Genomic DNA, 15,071 nt, shown 5'->3' on the forward strand with positions numbered 1-15,071 from the left:
TCGCGATAGTTAAAGTATGGTCGGTTTCAGGCTGATCGCTTCGAACCCCCGGCTAACCAGCTCAATTGCAACGCTTTATGGGAACAACAGATATGACGGTCTGGGTAGTGGTGTCAATCCTTGCGCTGATTCTCAGCCCCTTGGCCTGGTTGCGTCCTTCACGTAATCAGAGTGGGCGCATGGCGTTGCGCATGGAAGCCCGGCGCATGGGTTTGAGCATGCAGCTGGCGCCTCAGGAATGGCCACACTGGCTGCCCAAGGAGCCGCCAAGCCCCTGTGCGCAGTACCTGCAGCCCCGGCGAAAGGGCAGGGCAGACCACTGGAGTTACTGGCAGACCACCCCGGGCACCTGGCTCAATCAGTGGCGTGAACCTTGTGCAGATCCGTTGCTCGCGGCGCAGTTCGCGCGCCTGCCCGAGAGCGTTTATAAAATCGAAGCTGGTCCGCAAATGGTTGCCCTGTTCTGGGGGGAGCGCGGCGAAAAAGCTGTATTGCAGGATATTGCCGAGGTGCTCAAGGCCCTGGCCTGATCGCGCTCAATAAAAAGCCCGATTCACGCATCGGGCAGACGGGCCAGGCAGGCCGGAGTAGTGGTTGATTCCTTCCCCAGTGTAGCGCGCCCTGCGCTACCCGCTGTATTTCTTGTCATCTCCCCTGTGCAGCCTCGACTGTGTTGATTCTGCGTTTACCCGAATCGGCGGTTGACGATCATGCTTGCCATGAATACGCCACGATCACCGTACCGAGTGTTTGCTGGCAGTTGGCGAAAAATGACCGGAAAGTCGCGTTTTCACGCTGCTTTCGGGTATTTGACAACGGCGATCTTTTCGTTGAATGTGTGCATACCCAAATCAAACGGGCGTATGAATTGAGCGTTTGTATGTCAGATCGCTCTTACAGAATCCCGACTATCGCGCTGACGGGTGTGCCTGGCACAAGGGTTCGGAAACACGGCAAACAGCCGGCCGGGCCTTTTACCAGCGATCGGCGTGTACAGTTCAGCTTCCATATCGTGGAGATCAGTTGATGATTTACGAAGGTAAAGCCATCACGGTTAAGGCTCTTGAAAGCGGCATCGTCGAACTGAAGTTCGACCTCAAGGGTGAGTCCGTCAACAAGTTCAACCGTCTTACCCTGAGCGAATTGCGTCAGGCCGTAGACACCATCAAGGCCGATGCATCGATCAAGGGCGTGATTGTCAGCAGTGGCAAGGACGTCTTCATCGTCGGCGCGGATATCACCGAGTTTGTCGATAACTTCAAGCTGCCCGAGGCCGAACTGGTCGCCGGCAACCTGGAAGCCAACCGCATTTTCAGCGACTTTGAAGACCTGGCCGTGCCGACTGTGGCCGCGATCAACGGCATCGCCCTGGGTGGCGGTCTGGAAATGTGCCTGGCTGCCGACTACCGCGTCATGGCCAGCACTGCCAAGATCGGCCTGCCTGAAGTCAAGCTGGGTATCTACCCGGGCTTCGGCGGTACCGTGCGCCTGCCGCGCATCATCGGTGCCGACAACGCCATCGAGTGGATTGCCGCCGGCAAGGAAAACCGTGCCGAAGACGCCCTGAAAGTAGGCGCTGTCGACGCAGTGGTTGCTCCCGAGTTGCTGCACGCTGCAGCCCTGGACCTGATCAAGCGCGCCATCAGCGGCGAGTTCGACCACAAGGCCAAGCGTCAGCCAAAACTCGAGAAGCTCAAGCTCAACGCCATCGAGCAGATGATGTCGTTCGAAACCGCCAAAGGTTTCGTCGCCGGTCAAGCGGGCCCGAATTACCCGGCGCCGGTTGAAGCGATCAAGAGCATCCAGAAAGCCGCCAACTTCGGTCGTGACAAGGCGCTGGAAGTTGAAGCCGCAGGCTTCGTCAAGCTGGCCAAGACTTCGGTTGCCGAGAGCCTGATCGGTCTGTTCCTCAATGACCAGGAGCTTAAGCGCAAAGCCAAGGCCCACGACGAAATCGCCCGTGACGTGAAGCAGGCCGCCGTGCTCGGCGCCGGCATCATGGGTGGCGGCATCGCCTACCAGTCGGCGGTCAAGGGCACCCCGATCCTGATGAAGGATATCAACGAAGGCGCCATTCAGCTGGGCTTGAACGAAGCCTCCAAGCTGCTCGGCAAGCGCGTTGAAAAAGGCCGCCTGACCCCGGCGAAAATGGCTGAAGCGCTGAATGCGATTCGCCCGACCCTGTCTTATGGCGACTTCGCCAATGTCGACATCGTCGTTGAAGCCGTGGTCGAGAACCCCAAGGTCAAGCAAGCGGTACTGGCTGAAGTGGAAGGCCAGGTGAAGGAAGACGCCATTCTGGCCTCCAACACCTCGACCATCTCCATCAACCTGCTGGCCAAGGCGCTCAAGCGTCCGGAAAACTTCGTCGGCATGCACTTCTTCAACCCGGTGCACATGATGCCGCTGGTCGAAGTCATCCGTGGCGAGAAGTCCAGCGATGTGGCAGTTGCCACCACCGTTGCCTACGCCAAGAAAATGGGCAAGAACCCGATCGTGGTCAACGACTGCCCGGGCTTCCTGGTCAACCGTGTACTGTTCCCGTACTTCGGCGGTTTCGCCAAGCTGGTCAGCGCCGGTGTCGACTTCGTGCGCATCGACAAGGTCATGGAAAAGTTCGGCTGGCCGATGGGCCCTGCCTACCTGATGGACGTGGTCGGTATCGACACCGGCCACCACGGCCGTGACGTGATGGCCGAAGGCTTCCCTGATCGCATGAAAGACGACACCCGTTCGGCCGTCGATGCGCTCTACGAAGCCAACCGCCTGGGCCAGAAAAATGGCAAGGGCTTCTACGCCTACGAGACCGACAAGCGCGGCAAGCCGAAGAAAGTCGCTGACGCGGCGGTGCTTGAAGTGCTCAAGCCGGTCATTTACGAGCAACGCGAAGTCACCGACGAAGACATCATCAACTGGATGATGGTCCCGCTGTGCCTGGAAACTGTCCGTTGCCTGGAAGACGGTATCGTCGAGACTGCTGCCGAAGCCGACATGGGTCTGGTCTACGGTATCGGTTTCCCTCCGTTCCGTGGCGGCGCACTGCGCTACATCGATTCGATCGGCGTAGCAGAATTCGTTGCCCTGGCAGACAAGTACGCCGATCTGGGTCCGCTGTATCACCCCACCGCGAAGCTGCGTGAAATGGCCAAAAACGGCCAGAGCTTCTTCGGTTAAGCGCCCAACGATAGAGAGCGAGAGAATATATGAGCCTGAATCCAAGAGACGTGGTGATTGTCGACTTCGGTCGCACGCCGATGGGCCGCTCCAAGGGTGGCATGCACCGCAATACCCGCGCCGAAGACATGTCCGCGCACCTGATCAGCAAGGTGCTGGAGCGCAACACCAAAGTCGACCCTAACGAAGTCGAAGACGTGATCTGGGGCTGCGTAAACCAGACCCTGGAGCAGGGCTGGAACATTGCCCGCATGGCGTCGTTGATGACCCAGATCCCGCATACCGCTGCCGGCCAGACCGTCAGCCGTCTGTGTGGCTCGTCGATGAGCGCGCTGCACACCGCTGCCCAGGCAATCATGACCGGCAACGGCGACGTCTTCGTCGTCGGTGGTGTCGAGCACATGGGCCACGTCAGCATGATGCACGGCGTTGACCCGAACCCGCACATGTCGCTGTACGCCGCCAAGGCGTCGGGCATGATGGGCCTGACCGCCGAGATGCTTGGCAAGATGCACGGTATCAGCCGTGAGCAGCAGGACCTGTTCGGCCTGCGTTCGCACCAGTTGGCTCACAAGGCAACGGTCGAAGGCAAGTTCAAGGATGAAATCATCCCGATGCAGGGCTACGACGAGAATGGCTTCCTCAAAGTCTTCGACTACGATGAAACCATCCGTCCGGACACCACCCTGGAAAGCCTGGCGGCGTTGAAGCCTGCTTTCAACCCTAAAGGCGGTACCGTGACTGCCGGTACGTCGTCGCAGATCACTGACGGTGCTTCGTGCATGATCGTGATGTCGGCTCAGCGCGCCCAGGACCTGGGTATCCAGCCATTGGCGGTGATCCGTTCCATGGCGGTGGCCGGTGTCGACCCGGCAATCATGGGTTACGGCCCGGTGCCAGCGACCCAGAAAGCGCTCAAGCGCGCAGGCCTGACCATCGCTGATATCGACTTCTTCGAGCTCAACGAAGCCTTTGCTGCACAGGCCCTGCCAGTGCTCAAAGATCTGAAAGTGCTCGACAAGATGAATGAGAAGGTTAACCTGCACGGCGGCGCCATCGCTTTGGGTCACCCGTTCGGTTGCTCGGGTGCACGGATTTCCGGCACGCTGCTCAACGTCATGAAGCAGAATGGCGGGACCTTCGGCGTCTCGACCATGTGTGTCGGCCTGGGCCAAGGCATCACCACCGTCTTCGAACGCGTTTAAGCGTTTTGCGGATGGAAACCGGGGCCTGGTGCCCCGGTTTTTGTTTTTGCGGAATTTTTTTTCAAGAGGGTGAGCAACATGCAGATACAACCAGGCGTATACCGGCATTACAAGGGGCCTGAGTATCGTGTGTTCGGCACTGCGCGCCATTCTGAAACCGAGGAGTGGATGGTGGTTTACCAGACGCTTTATGGCGATTTCAGCTGCTGGTTGCGTCCGCTGACGATGTTTACCGAGACGGTTGAGGTTGACGGGAAGTGCGTACCGCGCTTTGCTTTGATCACGCCTGAGGCCGAGCAGTTTCCTCCTCCGGCGCCTGAGCAGCTATTGCGTCAAGCTTGACCTCACTCTGTTGCCACTATATATAGCGGTGCCGCGTCAGGTACCTGCCGTGTTTTTATTTTCAGTATTCAGGAATTTTCCGATCCATGGGCAAATCGCTGGTCATTGTGGAATCCCCGGCTAAGGCCAAGACCATCAACAAGTACCTGGGCAGCCAGTACGTGGTGAAGTCGAGTATCGGCCATATCCGAGACCTGCCCACCAGCGGTTCGGCCAGCGCCAGCAAAGAGCCTGCCGCCAAGCGTGGCAAGGCCGCTGCAGGTGAAGCGCCGGCCCTGTCGCCGAAAGAGAAGGCCCGCAAGCAGCTGGTAGCGCGCATGGGGGTCGATCCGGACCACGGCTGGAAAGCCAAGTACGAGATCCTTCCGGGCAAGGAAAAGGTCATCGAAGAACTGCGTCGTCTGGCCAAAGATGCCGACACCATTTATCTCGCAACCGACTTGGATCGCGAGGGGGAAGCCATTGCCTGGCACCTGCGCGAAGCCATCGGTGGTGATGACAGTCGCTACAAGCGCGTGGTGTTCAACGAAATCACCAAGAAAGCCATCCAGGAAGCGTTCTCCCAGCCGGGCGAACTGGATATCGACCGGGTCAACGCCCAGCAGGCCCGTCGCTTCCTCGATCGCGTGGTTGGCTACATGGTCTCGCCGCTGCTGTGGGCCAAGATTGCCCGTGGCCTGTCGGCTGGCCGTGTACAGTCGGTAGCGGTAAAGCTGGTGGTCGAGCGTGAGCGCGAAATCCGTGCGTTCATTCCCGAAGAGTACTGGGAAGTGCATGCCGACCTTGGCACCGCCAAGGACGCCAAGGTGCGTTTCGAAGTAGCGCGGGAGAAGGGCGAAGCGTTCAAACCGCTGAACGAAGCCCAGGCCATGGCGGCCCTGGAGAAGCTCAAGTCCTCCAGCTACACCGTTGCCAAGCGTGAGGACCGTCCGACCAGCAGCAAGCCGTCGGCGCCGTTCATTACCTCCACCTTGCAGCAGGCGGCGAGCAATCGCCTGGGCTTCGGGGTGAAGAAGACCATGATGATGGCCCAGCGTTTGTACGAAGCTGGCTACATCACCTATATGCGAACCGACTCGACCAACCTGTCGGTCGACGCGGTGGAAATGGCCCGTAGCTACATTGAAAGCGAGTTCGGCAAGAAGTACCTGCCTGAAGCGCCGATCGTCTACGGCAGCAAAGAGGGTGCCCAGGAAGCGCACGAAGCGATTCGTCCTTCGGACGTCAACACGCACCCGACCAAGCTCAGCGGCATGGAGCGTGATGCCGAGCGTCTCTACGAGCTGATCTGGCGCCAGTTCCTGGCGTGCCAGATGCCGCCTGCGCAATACCTGTCGACCACCGTCAGCGTCACCGCTGGCGACTTCGAGCTGCGTGCCAAGGGCCGTATCCTCAAGTTCGACGGTTACACCCGTGTGTTGCCGCAGCAGAGCAAGCCAGGTGATGACGACGTACTGCCTGAGATGAACCAGGGCGAAGTGCTCAAGCTGATCCAGCTTGATCCGAGCCAGCACTTCACCAAGCCCCCTGCGCGTTACTCCGAAGCCAGTCTGGTCAAGGAAATGGAAAAGCGCGGTATTGGCCGTCCTTCCACCTACGCGGCGATCATCTCGACCATTCAGGATCGCGGCTATGTGACCTTGCACAACCGTCGTTTCTATTCCGAGAAGATGGGCGACATCGTTACCGAGCGCCTGTCCGAGAGCTTCTCCAACCTGATGGACTACGGCTTTACCGCCGGCATGGAAGAGAACCTCGATGACGTGGCGCAGGGCGAACGCGACTGGAAAAACGTTCTGGACGAGTTCTACGGCGATTTCAGCAACAAGCTGAAACTGGCAGAGGACGGCGAAAAGGGCATGCGTGCCAATCAGCCAACCCTGACCAACATCCCGTGCAAGGATTGCGGCCGGCCGATGATGATTCGTACTGCTTCCACAGGCGTGTTCCTCGGTTGCTCCGGCTACAGCCTGCCACCGAAAGAGCGCTGCAAGGCGACCGTGAACCTGGTCCCGGGCGATGAAATCGCTGCTGACGACGAGGGTGAATCGGAATCGCGCGTGCTGCTTAACAAGCACCGCTGCCCGATTTGCGCCACGGCAATGGATGCCTACCTGCTCGACGAGAAGCGCAAGCTGCATATCTGCGGTAATAACCCGGATTGCACCGGCTACGAAATCGAAGAAGGTAACTACCGCATCAAGGGCTACGAGGGTCCGAGCCTGGAGTGCGACAAGTGCGGCAGTGAAATGCAGCTCAAAACCGGCCGTTTCGGCAAGTTCTTCGGCTGCACCAATGCCGAATGCAAGAACACCCGCAAGCTGCTCAAGAGTGGTGAGGCGGCACCGCCGAAGATGGATGCGGTGAAAATGCCAGAGCTCAAGTGCGAAAAGGTCAACGACACTTATGTGCTGCGTGATGGCGCATCGGGTCTGTTCCTGGCCGCCAGCCAGTTTCCGAAAAACCGTGAAACCCGAGCGCCGTTGGTGATCGAGATCATTCCGCACAAAGACGAAATTGATCCGAAGTACCACTTCCTTTGCGAAGCACCAAAGAAAGACCCCGAAGGTCGCCCGGCCGTAATCCGCTACAGCCGCAAGACCAAGGAGCAGTACGTGCAGACCGAGGTTGATGGCAAGCCGACAGGCTGGCGCGCGTTTTACGACGGCAATGCCTGGAAGGTCGAAGACAAGCGCTGATCAATTCGGGTTGATCCATTCGCGGGGCACCTCTGCTCCCTCAGGGCTTACCTGAAGGGGCGGACGTGCCCCGCGATGCTTTTCAGGGCTGCAGTAGTGTAAATTGACACACCGCCTTGCAGCCTTTCGGAGGGCACTTAGATGGCCCAGGAACTCTACACCCGTACCAACCAGAAAATTTACTTCGCCGGCCTGGCTCTTGAGGCCATGGGCAAGGCGCAGGACAGCCGTGCGATGAACGCCCAGGCGCTGATCCAGGCAGAGCGTGAATCGGCGTTGTTTCACCTGTACGGTGCGCTGTTGGGGCTGTGTCACGAAATTGCCGGTTTTTACCGCTTGCCGCAGGCCGGTGCACAACGCGCAGAGCTGTTGCTCACCCGTGAAGTGCTGGAGGCGGTGGCCATTCCTGAAATAGCGGAGCTGGTAGAGCTGGCTGAGCAGCGCGAAACCTGGCTGGCGCAACTGTTGAGCGCTTATGCCGATTTGTTCCGACCGCCGGTCGCGAAAAAAGCTGCAAAAGCCGATGTGACCCAACCGCTGATTCAGGCGGTGAGCCTTGATGAACCGGAGGTTGTGGCACTTTCGCGAGAGGAGCTGGAGGGCTGGCGTCAGAACCTCAAGGCGCTGACCGTTCGCTTTCGCGAGGGCTTGAGTGAGTGCTGATTAAGGCGCTCGCTGGTACAATGCTCGCCTTTCGTGGAGAACAGTCTTTATGCCAACGTCCTTTCTAGAAATTGTCGAGTTGCCTGATGGCCGGATCGAGTTGCGCCGTGCCGAGGACGAAGGCTCCCTGGTAACCCTGGATTTCTCCGAGGATGCCAAGGCGTTTCTGCAAGGTCAGCACGTAGAAGTGGCCAAGGCCATGCTCAGCGTTGGCGTGCAGATGGCGGGCAAGCTGGTTGAAGGTGAAATCGATCGAGACGACGGTCCGCGCGTCCTGCATTGATCGCCCCACGTGGCTTCCTCGTCCTGAGGAAGCCAGGCCAAACCCATCAATCACTCTCTTGAATATCAGCCAAGGCGGATGTTCAGGCTTTGTGCGTCTCCGGCGCGGGCAGCATTGCTCAGTTGTTGGCGGGCGCTGCTACTGACGGTGTTCAGCCAGCTGACGACGGTGTGACTACGGCCCAGGCGCAATGCCTCGCAGGCCAATTGCAATGCGCTTTGATTGTCGCGTGGGCGCAGCAACAGAATGCGTTCGCGGTTCAAGCCGGCCTCCCGTAGCCATGCCTGGGTCAGGCTGGCAGGTGGCGCGATCAGGGTCAGCCAGCGCTCGTCCTGTTCTTCACTTAACTCGCTCAGTTCGCGCAGCACGGGTGCTAGCAAGCTCTGGCAGCTCCCCAATGCGCCGCGCAAGGACAGCTCGCTGAAAACCTGCGCCGCGCCAGGGTGAGGCGCAGGCTTGCTGGCTTTCAGTCCGGGCAGAACTGGCTGGGCCAGGAATGCTTCGAACAGGGGCAATTGTGCTTGTAGCTGTACGTGCTGTGACGCTGGGGGGAACTGCATAACGCCTCCTTTACCGGCGAATGACGCCGACACTCAAGCCCTCGATCACCAGCTCCTGCTCTTTCAGGTTGACTTCGATGGGGGCGAACTCGGGGTTTTCTGCAATCAGCCAGACCTTGCTGCCTTCGCGCTTGAAGCGCTTGACCGTGACTTCGTCACCCAGGCGGGCGACCACGATCTGACCGTTGCGGGCCTCACGGCAGGTATGTACGGCCAGCAGGTCACCATCGACAATGCCGACGTCACGCATGCTCATGCCGTGAACACGCAGCAGGTAGTCGGCCCGGGGGTGAAAGAACGCCGGGTTGATGTTGCAGGACTCTTCAATGTGTTGCTGGGCGAGAATCGGTGCGCCCGCAGCGACACGGCCAATGATCGGCAAGCCACTGTCTTCGGCTTTGGCGGCCTCAAAGCCGGGGATACGGATACCGCGCGAGGCGCCAGGGGTCATCTCGATGGCCCCTTTGCGGGCCAGGGCCTTGAGATGTTCTTCGGCTGCGTTGGGCGACTTGAAGCCCAGCTCCTGAGCGATTTCCGCGCGGGTCGGCGGGAAGCCGTTGTCTTCCAGGCAGCGTTTGATAAAAGCCAGAATCTCAGCTTGGCGTGGCGTCAGTTTTAGCATGTCGATCGCTCTGTCTTTTTATACAGTGACTGTAATTATATACAGTAAGCGATTGGCTGCAAGCGCCACGCTTCAAGAAAAAGCCGCACAAGGGCGTCAGCGGCTTGCAGCGTGCGGCCTGCAGCTGTGATTTAATACGTGACCGAGTGGCCGCAAAGCGTCTGTGTGGACTTGACAAAACACTGCTTTGAAACGTATGTTTCAAACAAGTGTTTGTCAGGCGGAGTAGTCATGGCCCAGTCGGAAACCGTTGAACGCATTCTCGATGCTGCCGAGCAGTTGTTCGCGGAAAAAGGTTTTGCCGAAACCTCATTACGGCTGATCACCAGCAAGGCCGGCGTCAACCTGGCGGCGGTGAACTACCATTTCGGTTCGAAGAAGGCGCTGATCCAGGCGGTCTTCTCACGTTTTCTCGGCCCTTTCTGCACCAGTCTCGAGCGCGAGCTGGAGCGCCGTCAGGCCCGCCCCGAGCACAAGCCCACCCTTGAAGAGCTGCTGGAAATGCTGGTCGAGCAGGCGCTGGTGGTTCAGCCACGCAGCGGCAACGACCTGTCGATTTTCATGCGCCTTCTGGGCCTGGCTTTCAGCCAGAGCCAGGGGCACCTGCGGCGCTACCTCGAAGACATGTACGGCAAGGTATTCCGTCGTTACATGCTGCTGGTCAATGAGGCCGCACCACGCATTCCGCCGATCGAACTGTTCTGGCGCGTGCATTTCATGCTGGGCGCCGCAGCTTTCAGCATGTCCGGTATCAAGGCCCTGCGTGCCATCGCCGAGACCGACTTCGGCGTCAATACCTCGATCGAACAGGTTATGCGCCTGATGGTGCCGTTTCTCGCGGCGGGCATGCGCGCCGACACGGGTGTCACGGACGAGGCCATGGCCGCGGCGCAACTGCGCCCACGCAGCAAGTCGTCCAGTACGCCGGTTACCGCCAAGGCCTGATGCCATGGCTGGGCGCAGCGGGTCGCATCGGCTAAGCTAGCGCCCCATGCCCAGTCTCGATTTCCTGCATATATCCCTCGCTGATCAATGCCTCTATGGATTCACCCAAGGGCTGTTGCGCGTGCGCCTGCCGGTGTCCACGGCGATCAACGGTGCTGGCGAGGTCAATGGCTCGGGCTGCACGCCGCGTGGCCTGCATCAGGTGCGCGCAAAGATCGGTAGCGGGTTGCCCTGCGGTGCAGTGCTGCGAGGGCGGCGCTGGACGGGGGAGACCTGGTCGGCTGCGTTGCATGAACAGTTTCCCGGTTACGACTGGATCCTCACGCGCATACTCTGGCTCAGCGGGTGCGAGCCGGGGTTCAACCGCATGGGGTTGGTCGACACCTTTCGTCGTTACATTTACCTGCATGGCACGCCTGATTGCGAACCACTGGGCGTGCCGTTGTCCCATGGCTGTGTGCGCCTGCGCAATGACGATCTGCTGGGCCTGTTCGATCAGGTGCCACTGCATTGTCCGGTGCGGATTGAACAAGCCGCGTGCCCCGAATGGGCGAGCGCGCCCCTGAACTGAAGGATCAAGTATGAGTGCCAGCCTGCAAGGCTCCCTGATGGTGGATATCGCCGGTACCTGGCTGACCGCCGAAGATCGCCAACTTTTGCGCCAGCCCGAAGTGGCCGGCCTGATCATTTTTGCCCGCAACATCGACAGTCCACGTCAGGTGCGTGAACTGACCGCGTCGATCCGCGCCATCCGGCCTGACCTGATCCTGGCGGTGGACCAGGAGGGCGGGCGTGTTCAGCGTTTGCGTCAAGGCTTTGTGCGCTTGCCCGCCATGCGCGCGATTGCCGACAATGACAACGCCGAATACCTGGCCGAACAGTGCGGTTGGCTGATGGCTACCGAGGTGCTGGCGGTGGGGTTGGACCTGAGCTTCGCACCGGTCCTGGATCTCGATCACCAGCGCAGTGCGGTAGTCGGTAGTCGTGCCTTCGAGGGTGATCCGTCGCGTGCCAGCGTACTCGCCGGTGCCTTTATCCGCGGCATGAACGCAGCAGGTATGGCTGCGTGCGGAAAGCACTTCCCGGGGCATGGTTGGGCCGAGGCCGACTCTCACGTTGCCATTCCGACCGATGAGCGCAGCCTGGAGCAGATTCGCGCCGCCGACCTGGTGCCTTTTACCCGCCTCAGCGGCCAGCTGGCAGCGGTGATGCCTGCGCACGTGATTTATCCACAAGTCGATAGCCAGCCGGCGGGCTTTTCGCGGCGCTGGTTGCAGGACATCCTGCGCGGCGAGCTTGGCTTTGACGGGGTGATCTTCAGTGATGACCTTTCGATGGCGGGTGCTCATGTAGTCGGCGATGCCGCCAGTCGTATCGAGGCCGCATTGACTGCCGGTTGCGACATGGGCCTGGTGTGCAATGACCGTGCTGCGGCAGAGCTGGCGCTGACGGCGGCACAACGGTTGAACGTCAAGCCGTCGCCGCGGATCGCGCAGATGCGCGGGCAGGGCTTTGCGCGCACCGATTACCGGCAGCAGCCGCGCTGGCTGGAGGCGCTGGGGGCGCTCAAGGACGCTCAGTTGGTCGATTGATAAACCTAAGGTGAGCGCTGCGCGCTCAATCGCAGGCTGGCGCCAGCTCCTACAGGCCTGCGACACACCTGTAGGAGCGGATTTATCCGCGATCGAGCGCGTAGCGGTCGCAAGTTATTGCGGCCTGCGCCGGCAATAAACTCAGCTCGCTTTCGCTGCCTTGCGCTTGCCAGGCAGCGGCGCAAACAGTGCGTCGATATCTTCGGCAGCAAGGCGCCAGTCACCGGCCTGCCGGCCATCCAGTACACCGGCTGCGAGGGCGGATTTTTCCTGCTGCAGTTGCTGGATTTTTTCTTCTACTGTGCCGCGGGTGATCAGCTTGTAGACGAACACCGGCTTTTCCTGGCCGATACGGTACGCACGGTCGGTGGCCTGGTTTTCGGCGGCCGGGTTCCACCATGGGTCGTAGTGGATCACGGTATCGGCTGCCGTCAGGTTGAGGCCAACGCCACCGGCCTTGAGGCTGATCAGAAAGATCTGCAGGCGACCGTTCTGAAAGTCCTGCACGGGCGCCCGCCGGTCACGGGTTTCTCCGGTCAACAGCGCATAAGCGATACCACGCTGCTGCAGTTCGGCTTCGATCAAGCGCAACATGCTGGTGAATTGCGAGAACAGCAGCACCCGACGCCCTTCGGCCATCAATTCTTCGAGCATCTCCATCAAGCTGGTGAGCTTGCCCGAGTGGGCGCCGCGTGTCGTGGAGGCCTGACTGTTGACCAGGCGCAAATCGCAGCAGACCTGCCGCAGTTTCAGCAAGGCCTCAAGAATGATGATCTGGCTGCGGGCCACGCCCTTGCGGGTGATTTCGGCGCGGACTTTCTGGTCCATGGCCAGGCGCATGGTCTCGTAGACGTCGCGCTGGGCATCGCTGAGTTCGACCCAGTGCACCATCTCGGTCTTGGCCGGTAGCTCGGTGGCAACCTGTTCCTTGGTGCGGCGCAGCAGGAACGGTTTGATCCGGGCATTAAGATGCTGGAGGCGTTCGTCGTTGCCTTGACGTTCTATGGGCACCCGGTAATCGCGATTGAATGCCTTGGCGTCTCCCAGCCAGCCGGGAAGCAGAAAATGAAACAGCGACCACAACTCACCCAGGTGGTTTTCCAGCGGGGTGCCGCTCAGGCACAGACGCTGCCGCGCCTGGAGCTGCCGCGCTGCCTGGGCGGCCTTGCTGCCAGGGCTTTTGATGTATTGCGCCTCGTCGAGGATCAACACGTGCAGCAGCAGGCCGTCAAAATGCGCGAGGTCTTTGGGTAGCAGGGCGTACGTGGTCAGCAGCAGGTCGTAATCCTGAAGGCTGCCAAAGTGTTTGCGTCTACCGACACCTTGCAGTGCCAATACCCGCAGGTCGGGGGCGAAGCGCGCTGCTTCGTCCTGCCAGTTGGGGATCAGGCTGGTGGGCATCACCACCATGGCCGGGCGGTCCAGGCGTCCGGCGTTCTTTTCCGTGAGCAGGTGAGCCAGCGTCTGCAGGGTTTTACCCAGGCCCATGTCGTCGGCGAGGATGCCGCCTACGTCCAGTTCGCGCAGGGCCTGCATCCAGCTCAGCCCCTCCAGCTGGTAGGTGCGCAGGGTGGCGTTGAGGCCTTCGGGTGCCTGGGTTGGCTGCAGGCGGATGTCGCGCAGGCGCTCGGCCAGGTTGCGCACGCGCTCGCCGCCTTGCCAGTTCAGCGGAATGTCGTCCAGGGCATTGAGGCGTGTGGCATCGGGGGTCGCCAGGCGCAGGCTGGTCTCGCCCGGTTCGCGCTGGTAAAAGTCGCCGAGGGTGGCCAGCACCGGTTTGAGGCGGCCGTAGGGCAGGGCGACCTGTAGTGGCCGGCGTCCGCCAGCGTGGCCGGGGATGGTCACCAGCAGTTGTTCGTCGTCGCGGCGCCGGGCCAGTTGCGCCGCATTGAGCAGTTCCGGGTGCGTGCGCAGCAGGTTGAGCAGGATGGGCAGCAGGCTCAGGCGCTCACCGTCGACGACGATGCCCAGTTCAAGGTCGAACCAGTCTCGTTCCGGAGCTTCCTGGACGTTTGCGTACCAGTCGTCAACCGGTGTCAGGTCGAAGGTAAAGTCATCGGCGAATTCGATCTGCCAGCCCCGTTCACGCAAGGTCGGCAATTCACTCAGGACAAAGCGCAGCCAGGCACTGTCGTTGGGTAGCTCGAACGGATCGCCTGCGCTTTCCGGCAGGGCTTTGCTCTGGCGCGTGGCCACCTTGAAGCCCAGCTGCAGGAGGGTGTCGCGCAGGTTGCGTTCGGCGGCAGGCTGGCGCTGGATGCGTAGCGTGTGTTCGGCGTCGTGCTTGATGATGGCGCTGTTGCGGGTGCCGCAGACGTACTCGCCGGCATAACCGAAGGCCAATGCAGCGCGGTGCTGAATGTGACGCTGCATGCGGCCGTTGCGCGGTTCGAAGGCACTGAATTCGATGCTGCCCAGCCACAACCGCGGTTGTGGCTGGAGGTTGTCAATCAATTGCTCGGGCATTTTCAGGGCTTGCTGACCTTGAGCAGCAGGGCCAGGTGGCCGCCGTCAAGGAAGGTCAGTTCTCCATTTTTTACCGTGCTGTTGGTTTGCTTGAGCTGCTCGCTCTGGGTCACGGCACCGTTGCTGTCAAACTGGTTGACCCAGAGATTGGCCTCGACGCTGATGAAGCGTTCTTCGTTCAGGCTCAGGTTGCCCTCGATCGGGAAATGCCCGAACTGCTCTTTGCCGTCGCTGATGGCGACGGTGCCGGCGTCCTGTTTCCAGGCTTTGTGCAACAGCACGGTGTACTGGCTGTCGGCAGTCAGCTTGGCCGCTTCCTCGGTCATCGCCGGTTGGCGCATGTCGCCTTCGGCAGGCGACTGCGCGCCATTGCGCCAGTCTTCGGGTGCAAACTGGCTGGTGATTGCCGGTACGGCATTCTGCCGTACCAGGATCATTTCGACCTGATAGACGCCGTCAGCAAAAGCCGCCGGGGTGAACAACGCCAGCAGCAGGGTCAGGCAGCGAATGGCACGCATGG

At 60.4% G+C, this 15,071-nt stretch carries 14 protein-coding genes; 10 read left to right on the forward strand and 4 right to left on the reverse strand.

Annotated elements, in window-relative coordinates; all coding sequences use genetic code 11:
* Positions 1 to 92: 92 nt before the first annotated feature.
* From I5S59_RS06505 to I5S59_RS06535, 7 genes are all read left to right on the forward strand, one after another.
* Positions 93 to 530, forward strand: a complete 438-nt coding sequence (locus I5S59_RS06505) for a hypothetical protein (RefSeq protein ID WP_197875888.1) — start codon at positions 93 to 95, stop codon at positions 528 to 530.
* A gap of 496 nt (positions 531 to 1,026) precedes the next feature.
* A complete protein-coding gene (gene fadB, locus I5S59_RS06510; protein ID WP_197875889.1) occupies positions 1,027 to 3,174 on the forward strand; it encodes a fatty acid oxidation complex subunit alpha FadB in 2,148 nt (715 codons plus the stop codon).
* A gap of 29 nt (positions 3,175 to 3,203) precedes the next feature.
* Positions 3,204 to 4,379, forward strand: a complete 1,176-nt coding sequence (gene fadA, locus I5S59_RS06515) for an acetyl-CoA C-acyltransferase FadA (RefSeq protein WP_128326165.1) — start codon at positions 3,204 to 3,206, stop codon at positions 4,377 to 4,379.
* 78 nt (positions 4,380 to 4,457) lie between these two features.
* On the forward strand, positions 4,458 to 4,721 hold the full coding sequence (locus I5S59_RS06520) for a DUF1653 domain-containing protein (RefSeq protein WP_128326166.1): 264 nt from the start codon (positions 4,458 to 4,460) through the stop codon (positions 4,719 to 4,721).
* Positions 4,722 to 4,807: 86 nt separating this feature from the next.
* A complete protein-coding gene (gene topA, locus I5S59_RS06525) occupies positions 4,808 to 7,420 on the forward strand; it encodes a type I DNA topoisomerase (RefSeq protein WP_197875890.1) in 2,613 nt (870 codons plus the stop codon).
* Positions 7,421 to 7,561: 141 nt separating this feature from the next.
* The gene (locus I5S59_RS06530) at positions 7,562 to 8,083 is read left to right on the forward strand and encodes a DUF6586 family protein (RefSeq protein ID WP_197875891.1); all 522 of its coding nucleotides are present in this window, start codon (positions 7,562 to 7,564) and stop codon (positions 8,081 to 8,083) included.
* Between the two features lie 49 nt (positions 8,084 to 8,132).
* Positions 8,133 to 8,366 (forward strand): hypothetical protein, encoded by a 234-nt coding sequence (locus tag I5S59_RS06535; protein WP_128326169.1) that lies wholly within the window; start codon positions 8,133 to 8,135, stop codon positions 8,364 to 8,366.
* Between the two features lie 65 nt (positions 8,367 to 8,431).
* On the opposite strand, the gene sulA is transcribed toward I5S59_RS06535, so the two are convergent.
* Positions 8,432 to 8,926, reverse strand: a complete 495-nt coding sequence (sulA, locus tag I5S59_RS06540; protein WP_197875892.1) for an SOS-induced cell division inhibitor SulA — start codon at positions 8,924 to 8,926, stop codon at positions 8,432 to 8,434.
* A 10-nt stretch (positions 8,927 to 8,936) separates the two neighbouring features.
* On the reverse strand, positions 8,937 to 9,548 hold the full coding sequence (lexA, locus tag I5S59_RS06545) for a transcriptional repressor LexA (protein ID WP_197875893.1): 612 nt from the start codon (positions 9,546 to 9,548) through the stop codon (positions 8,937 to 8,939).
* Between the two features lie 231 nt (positions 9,549 to 9,779).
* On the opposite strand from lexA, the gene I5S59_RS06550 reads away from it, so the two are divergent.
* Genes I5S59_RS06550 through nagZ form a run of 3 tightly spaced genes read left to right on the forward strand, consistent with a single transcriptional unit; the run spans position 9,780 to position 12,085 of the window.
* Positions 9,780 to 10,493, forward strand: a complete 714-nt coding sequence (locus tag I5S59_RS06550) for a TetR/AcrR family transcriptional regulator (protein ID WP_128326172.1) — start codon at positions 9,780 to 9,782, stop codon at positions 10,491 to 10,493.
* A 46-nt stretch (positions 10,494 to 10,539) separates the two neighbouring features.
* Positions 10,540 to 11,064, forward strand: coding sequence for a L,D-transpeptidase (locus I5S59_RS06555; RefSeq protein ID WP_197875894.1), 525 nt, complete (start codon positions 10,540 to 10,542; stop codon positions 11,062 to 11,064).
* A 22-nt stretch (positions 11,065 to 11,086) separates the two neighbouring features.
* Complete coding sequence (gene nagZ, locus I5S59_RS06560; RefSeq protein ID WP_197875980.1) at positions 11,087 to 12,085, forward strand: beta-N-acetylhexosaminidase; 999 nt, start codon at positions 11,087 to 11,089, stop codon at positions 12,083 to 12,085.
* 141 nt (positions 12,086 to 12,226) lie between these two features.
* Here nagZ and I5S59_RS06565 read toward each other — a convergent pair whose 3' ends face one another.
* The gene (locus I5S59_RS06565; RefSeq protein WP_197875895.1) at positions 12,227 to 14,551 is read right to left on the reverse strand and encodes a DEAD/DEAH box helicase; all 2,325 of its coding nucleotides are present in this window, start codon (positions 14,549 to 14,551) and stop codon (positions 12,227 to 12,229) included.
* A gap of 2 nt (positions 14,552 to 14,553) precedes the next feature.
* A complete protein-coding gene (locus I5S59_RS06570) occupies positions 14,554 to 15,069 on the reverse strand; it encodes a CsiV family protein (RefSeq protein WP_197875896.1) in 516 nt (171 codons plus the stop codon).
* Positions 15,070 to 15,071: the final 2 nt, after the last annotated feature.

This window comes from Pseudomonas alkylphenolica, from assembly GCF_016009175.1.
Classification (GTDB): domain Bacteria; phylum Pseudomonadota; class Gammaproteobacteria; order Pseudomonadales; family Pseudomonadaceae; genus Aquipseudomonas; species Aquipseudomonas alkylphenolica_B.

What these genes read in the sequence shown, in the direction of transcription:
- I5S59_RS06505 (WP_197875888.1), top strand. Translation starts at nt 93, where the DNA reads ATGACGGTCTGGGTAGTGGTGTCAATCCTTGCGCTGATTCTCAGCCCC.
- fadB (WP_197875889.1), top strand. Translation starts at nt 1,027, where the DNA reads ATGATTTACGAAGGTAAAGCCATCACGGTTAAGGCTCTTGAAAGCGGC.
- fadA (WP_128326165.1), top strand. Translation starts at nt 3,204, where the DNA reads ATGAGCCTGAATCCAAGAGACGTGGTGATTGTCGACTTCGGTCGCACG.
- I5S59_RS06520 (WP_128326166.1), top strand. Translation starts at nt 4,458, where the DNA reads ATGCAGATACAACCAGGCGTATACCGGCATTACAAGGGGCCTGAGTAT.
- topA (WP_197875890.1), top strand. Translation starts at nt 4,808, where the DNA reads ATGGGCAAATCGCTGGTCATTGTGGAATCCCCGGCTAAGGCCAAGACC.
- I5S59_RS06530 (WP_197875891.1), top strand. Translation starts at nt 7,562, where the DNA reads ATGGCCCAGGAACTCTACACCCGTACCAACCAGAAAATTTACTTCGCC.
- I5S59_RS06535 (WP_128326169.1), top strand. Translation starts at nt 8,133, where the DNA reads ATGCCAACGTCCTTTCTAGAAATTGTCGAGTTGCCTGATGGCCGGATC.
- sulA (WP_197875892.1), bottom strand. Translation starts at nt 8,926, where the DNA reads ATGCAGTTCCCCCCAGCGTCACAGCACGTACAGCTACAAGCACAATTG.
- lexA (WP_197875893.1), bottom strand. Translation starts at nt 9,548, where the DNA reads ATGCTAAAACTGACGCCACGCCAAGCTGAGATTCTGGCTTTTATCAAA.
- I5S59_RS06550 (WP_128326172.1), top strand. Translation starts at nt 9,780, where the DNA reads ATGGCCCAGTCGGAAACCGTTGAACGCATTCTCGATGCTGCCGAGCAG.
- I5S59_RS06555 (WP_197875894.1), top strand. Translation starts at nt 10,540, where the DNA reads ATGCCCAGTCTCGATTTCCTGCATATATCCCTCGCTGATCAATGCCTC.
- I5S59_RS06565 (WP_197875895.1), bottom strand. Translation starts at nt 14,551, where the DNA reads ATGCCCGAGCAATTGATTGACAACCTCCAGCCACAACCGCGGTTGTGG.
- I5S59_RS06570 (WP_197875896.1), bottom strand. Translation starts at nt 15,069, where the DNA reads ATGCGTGCCATTCGCTGCCTGACCCTGCTGCTGGCGTTGTTCACCCCG.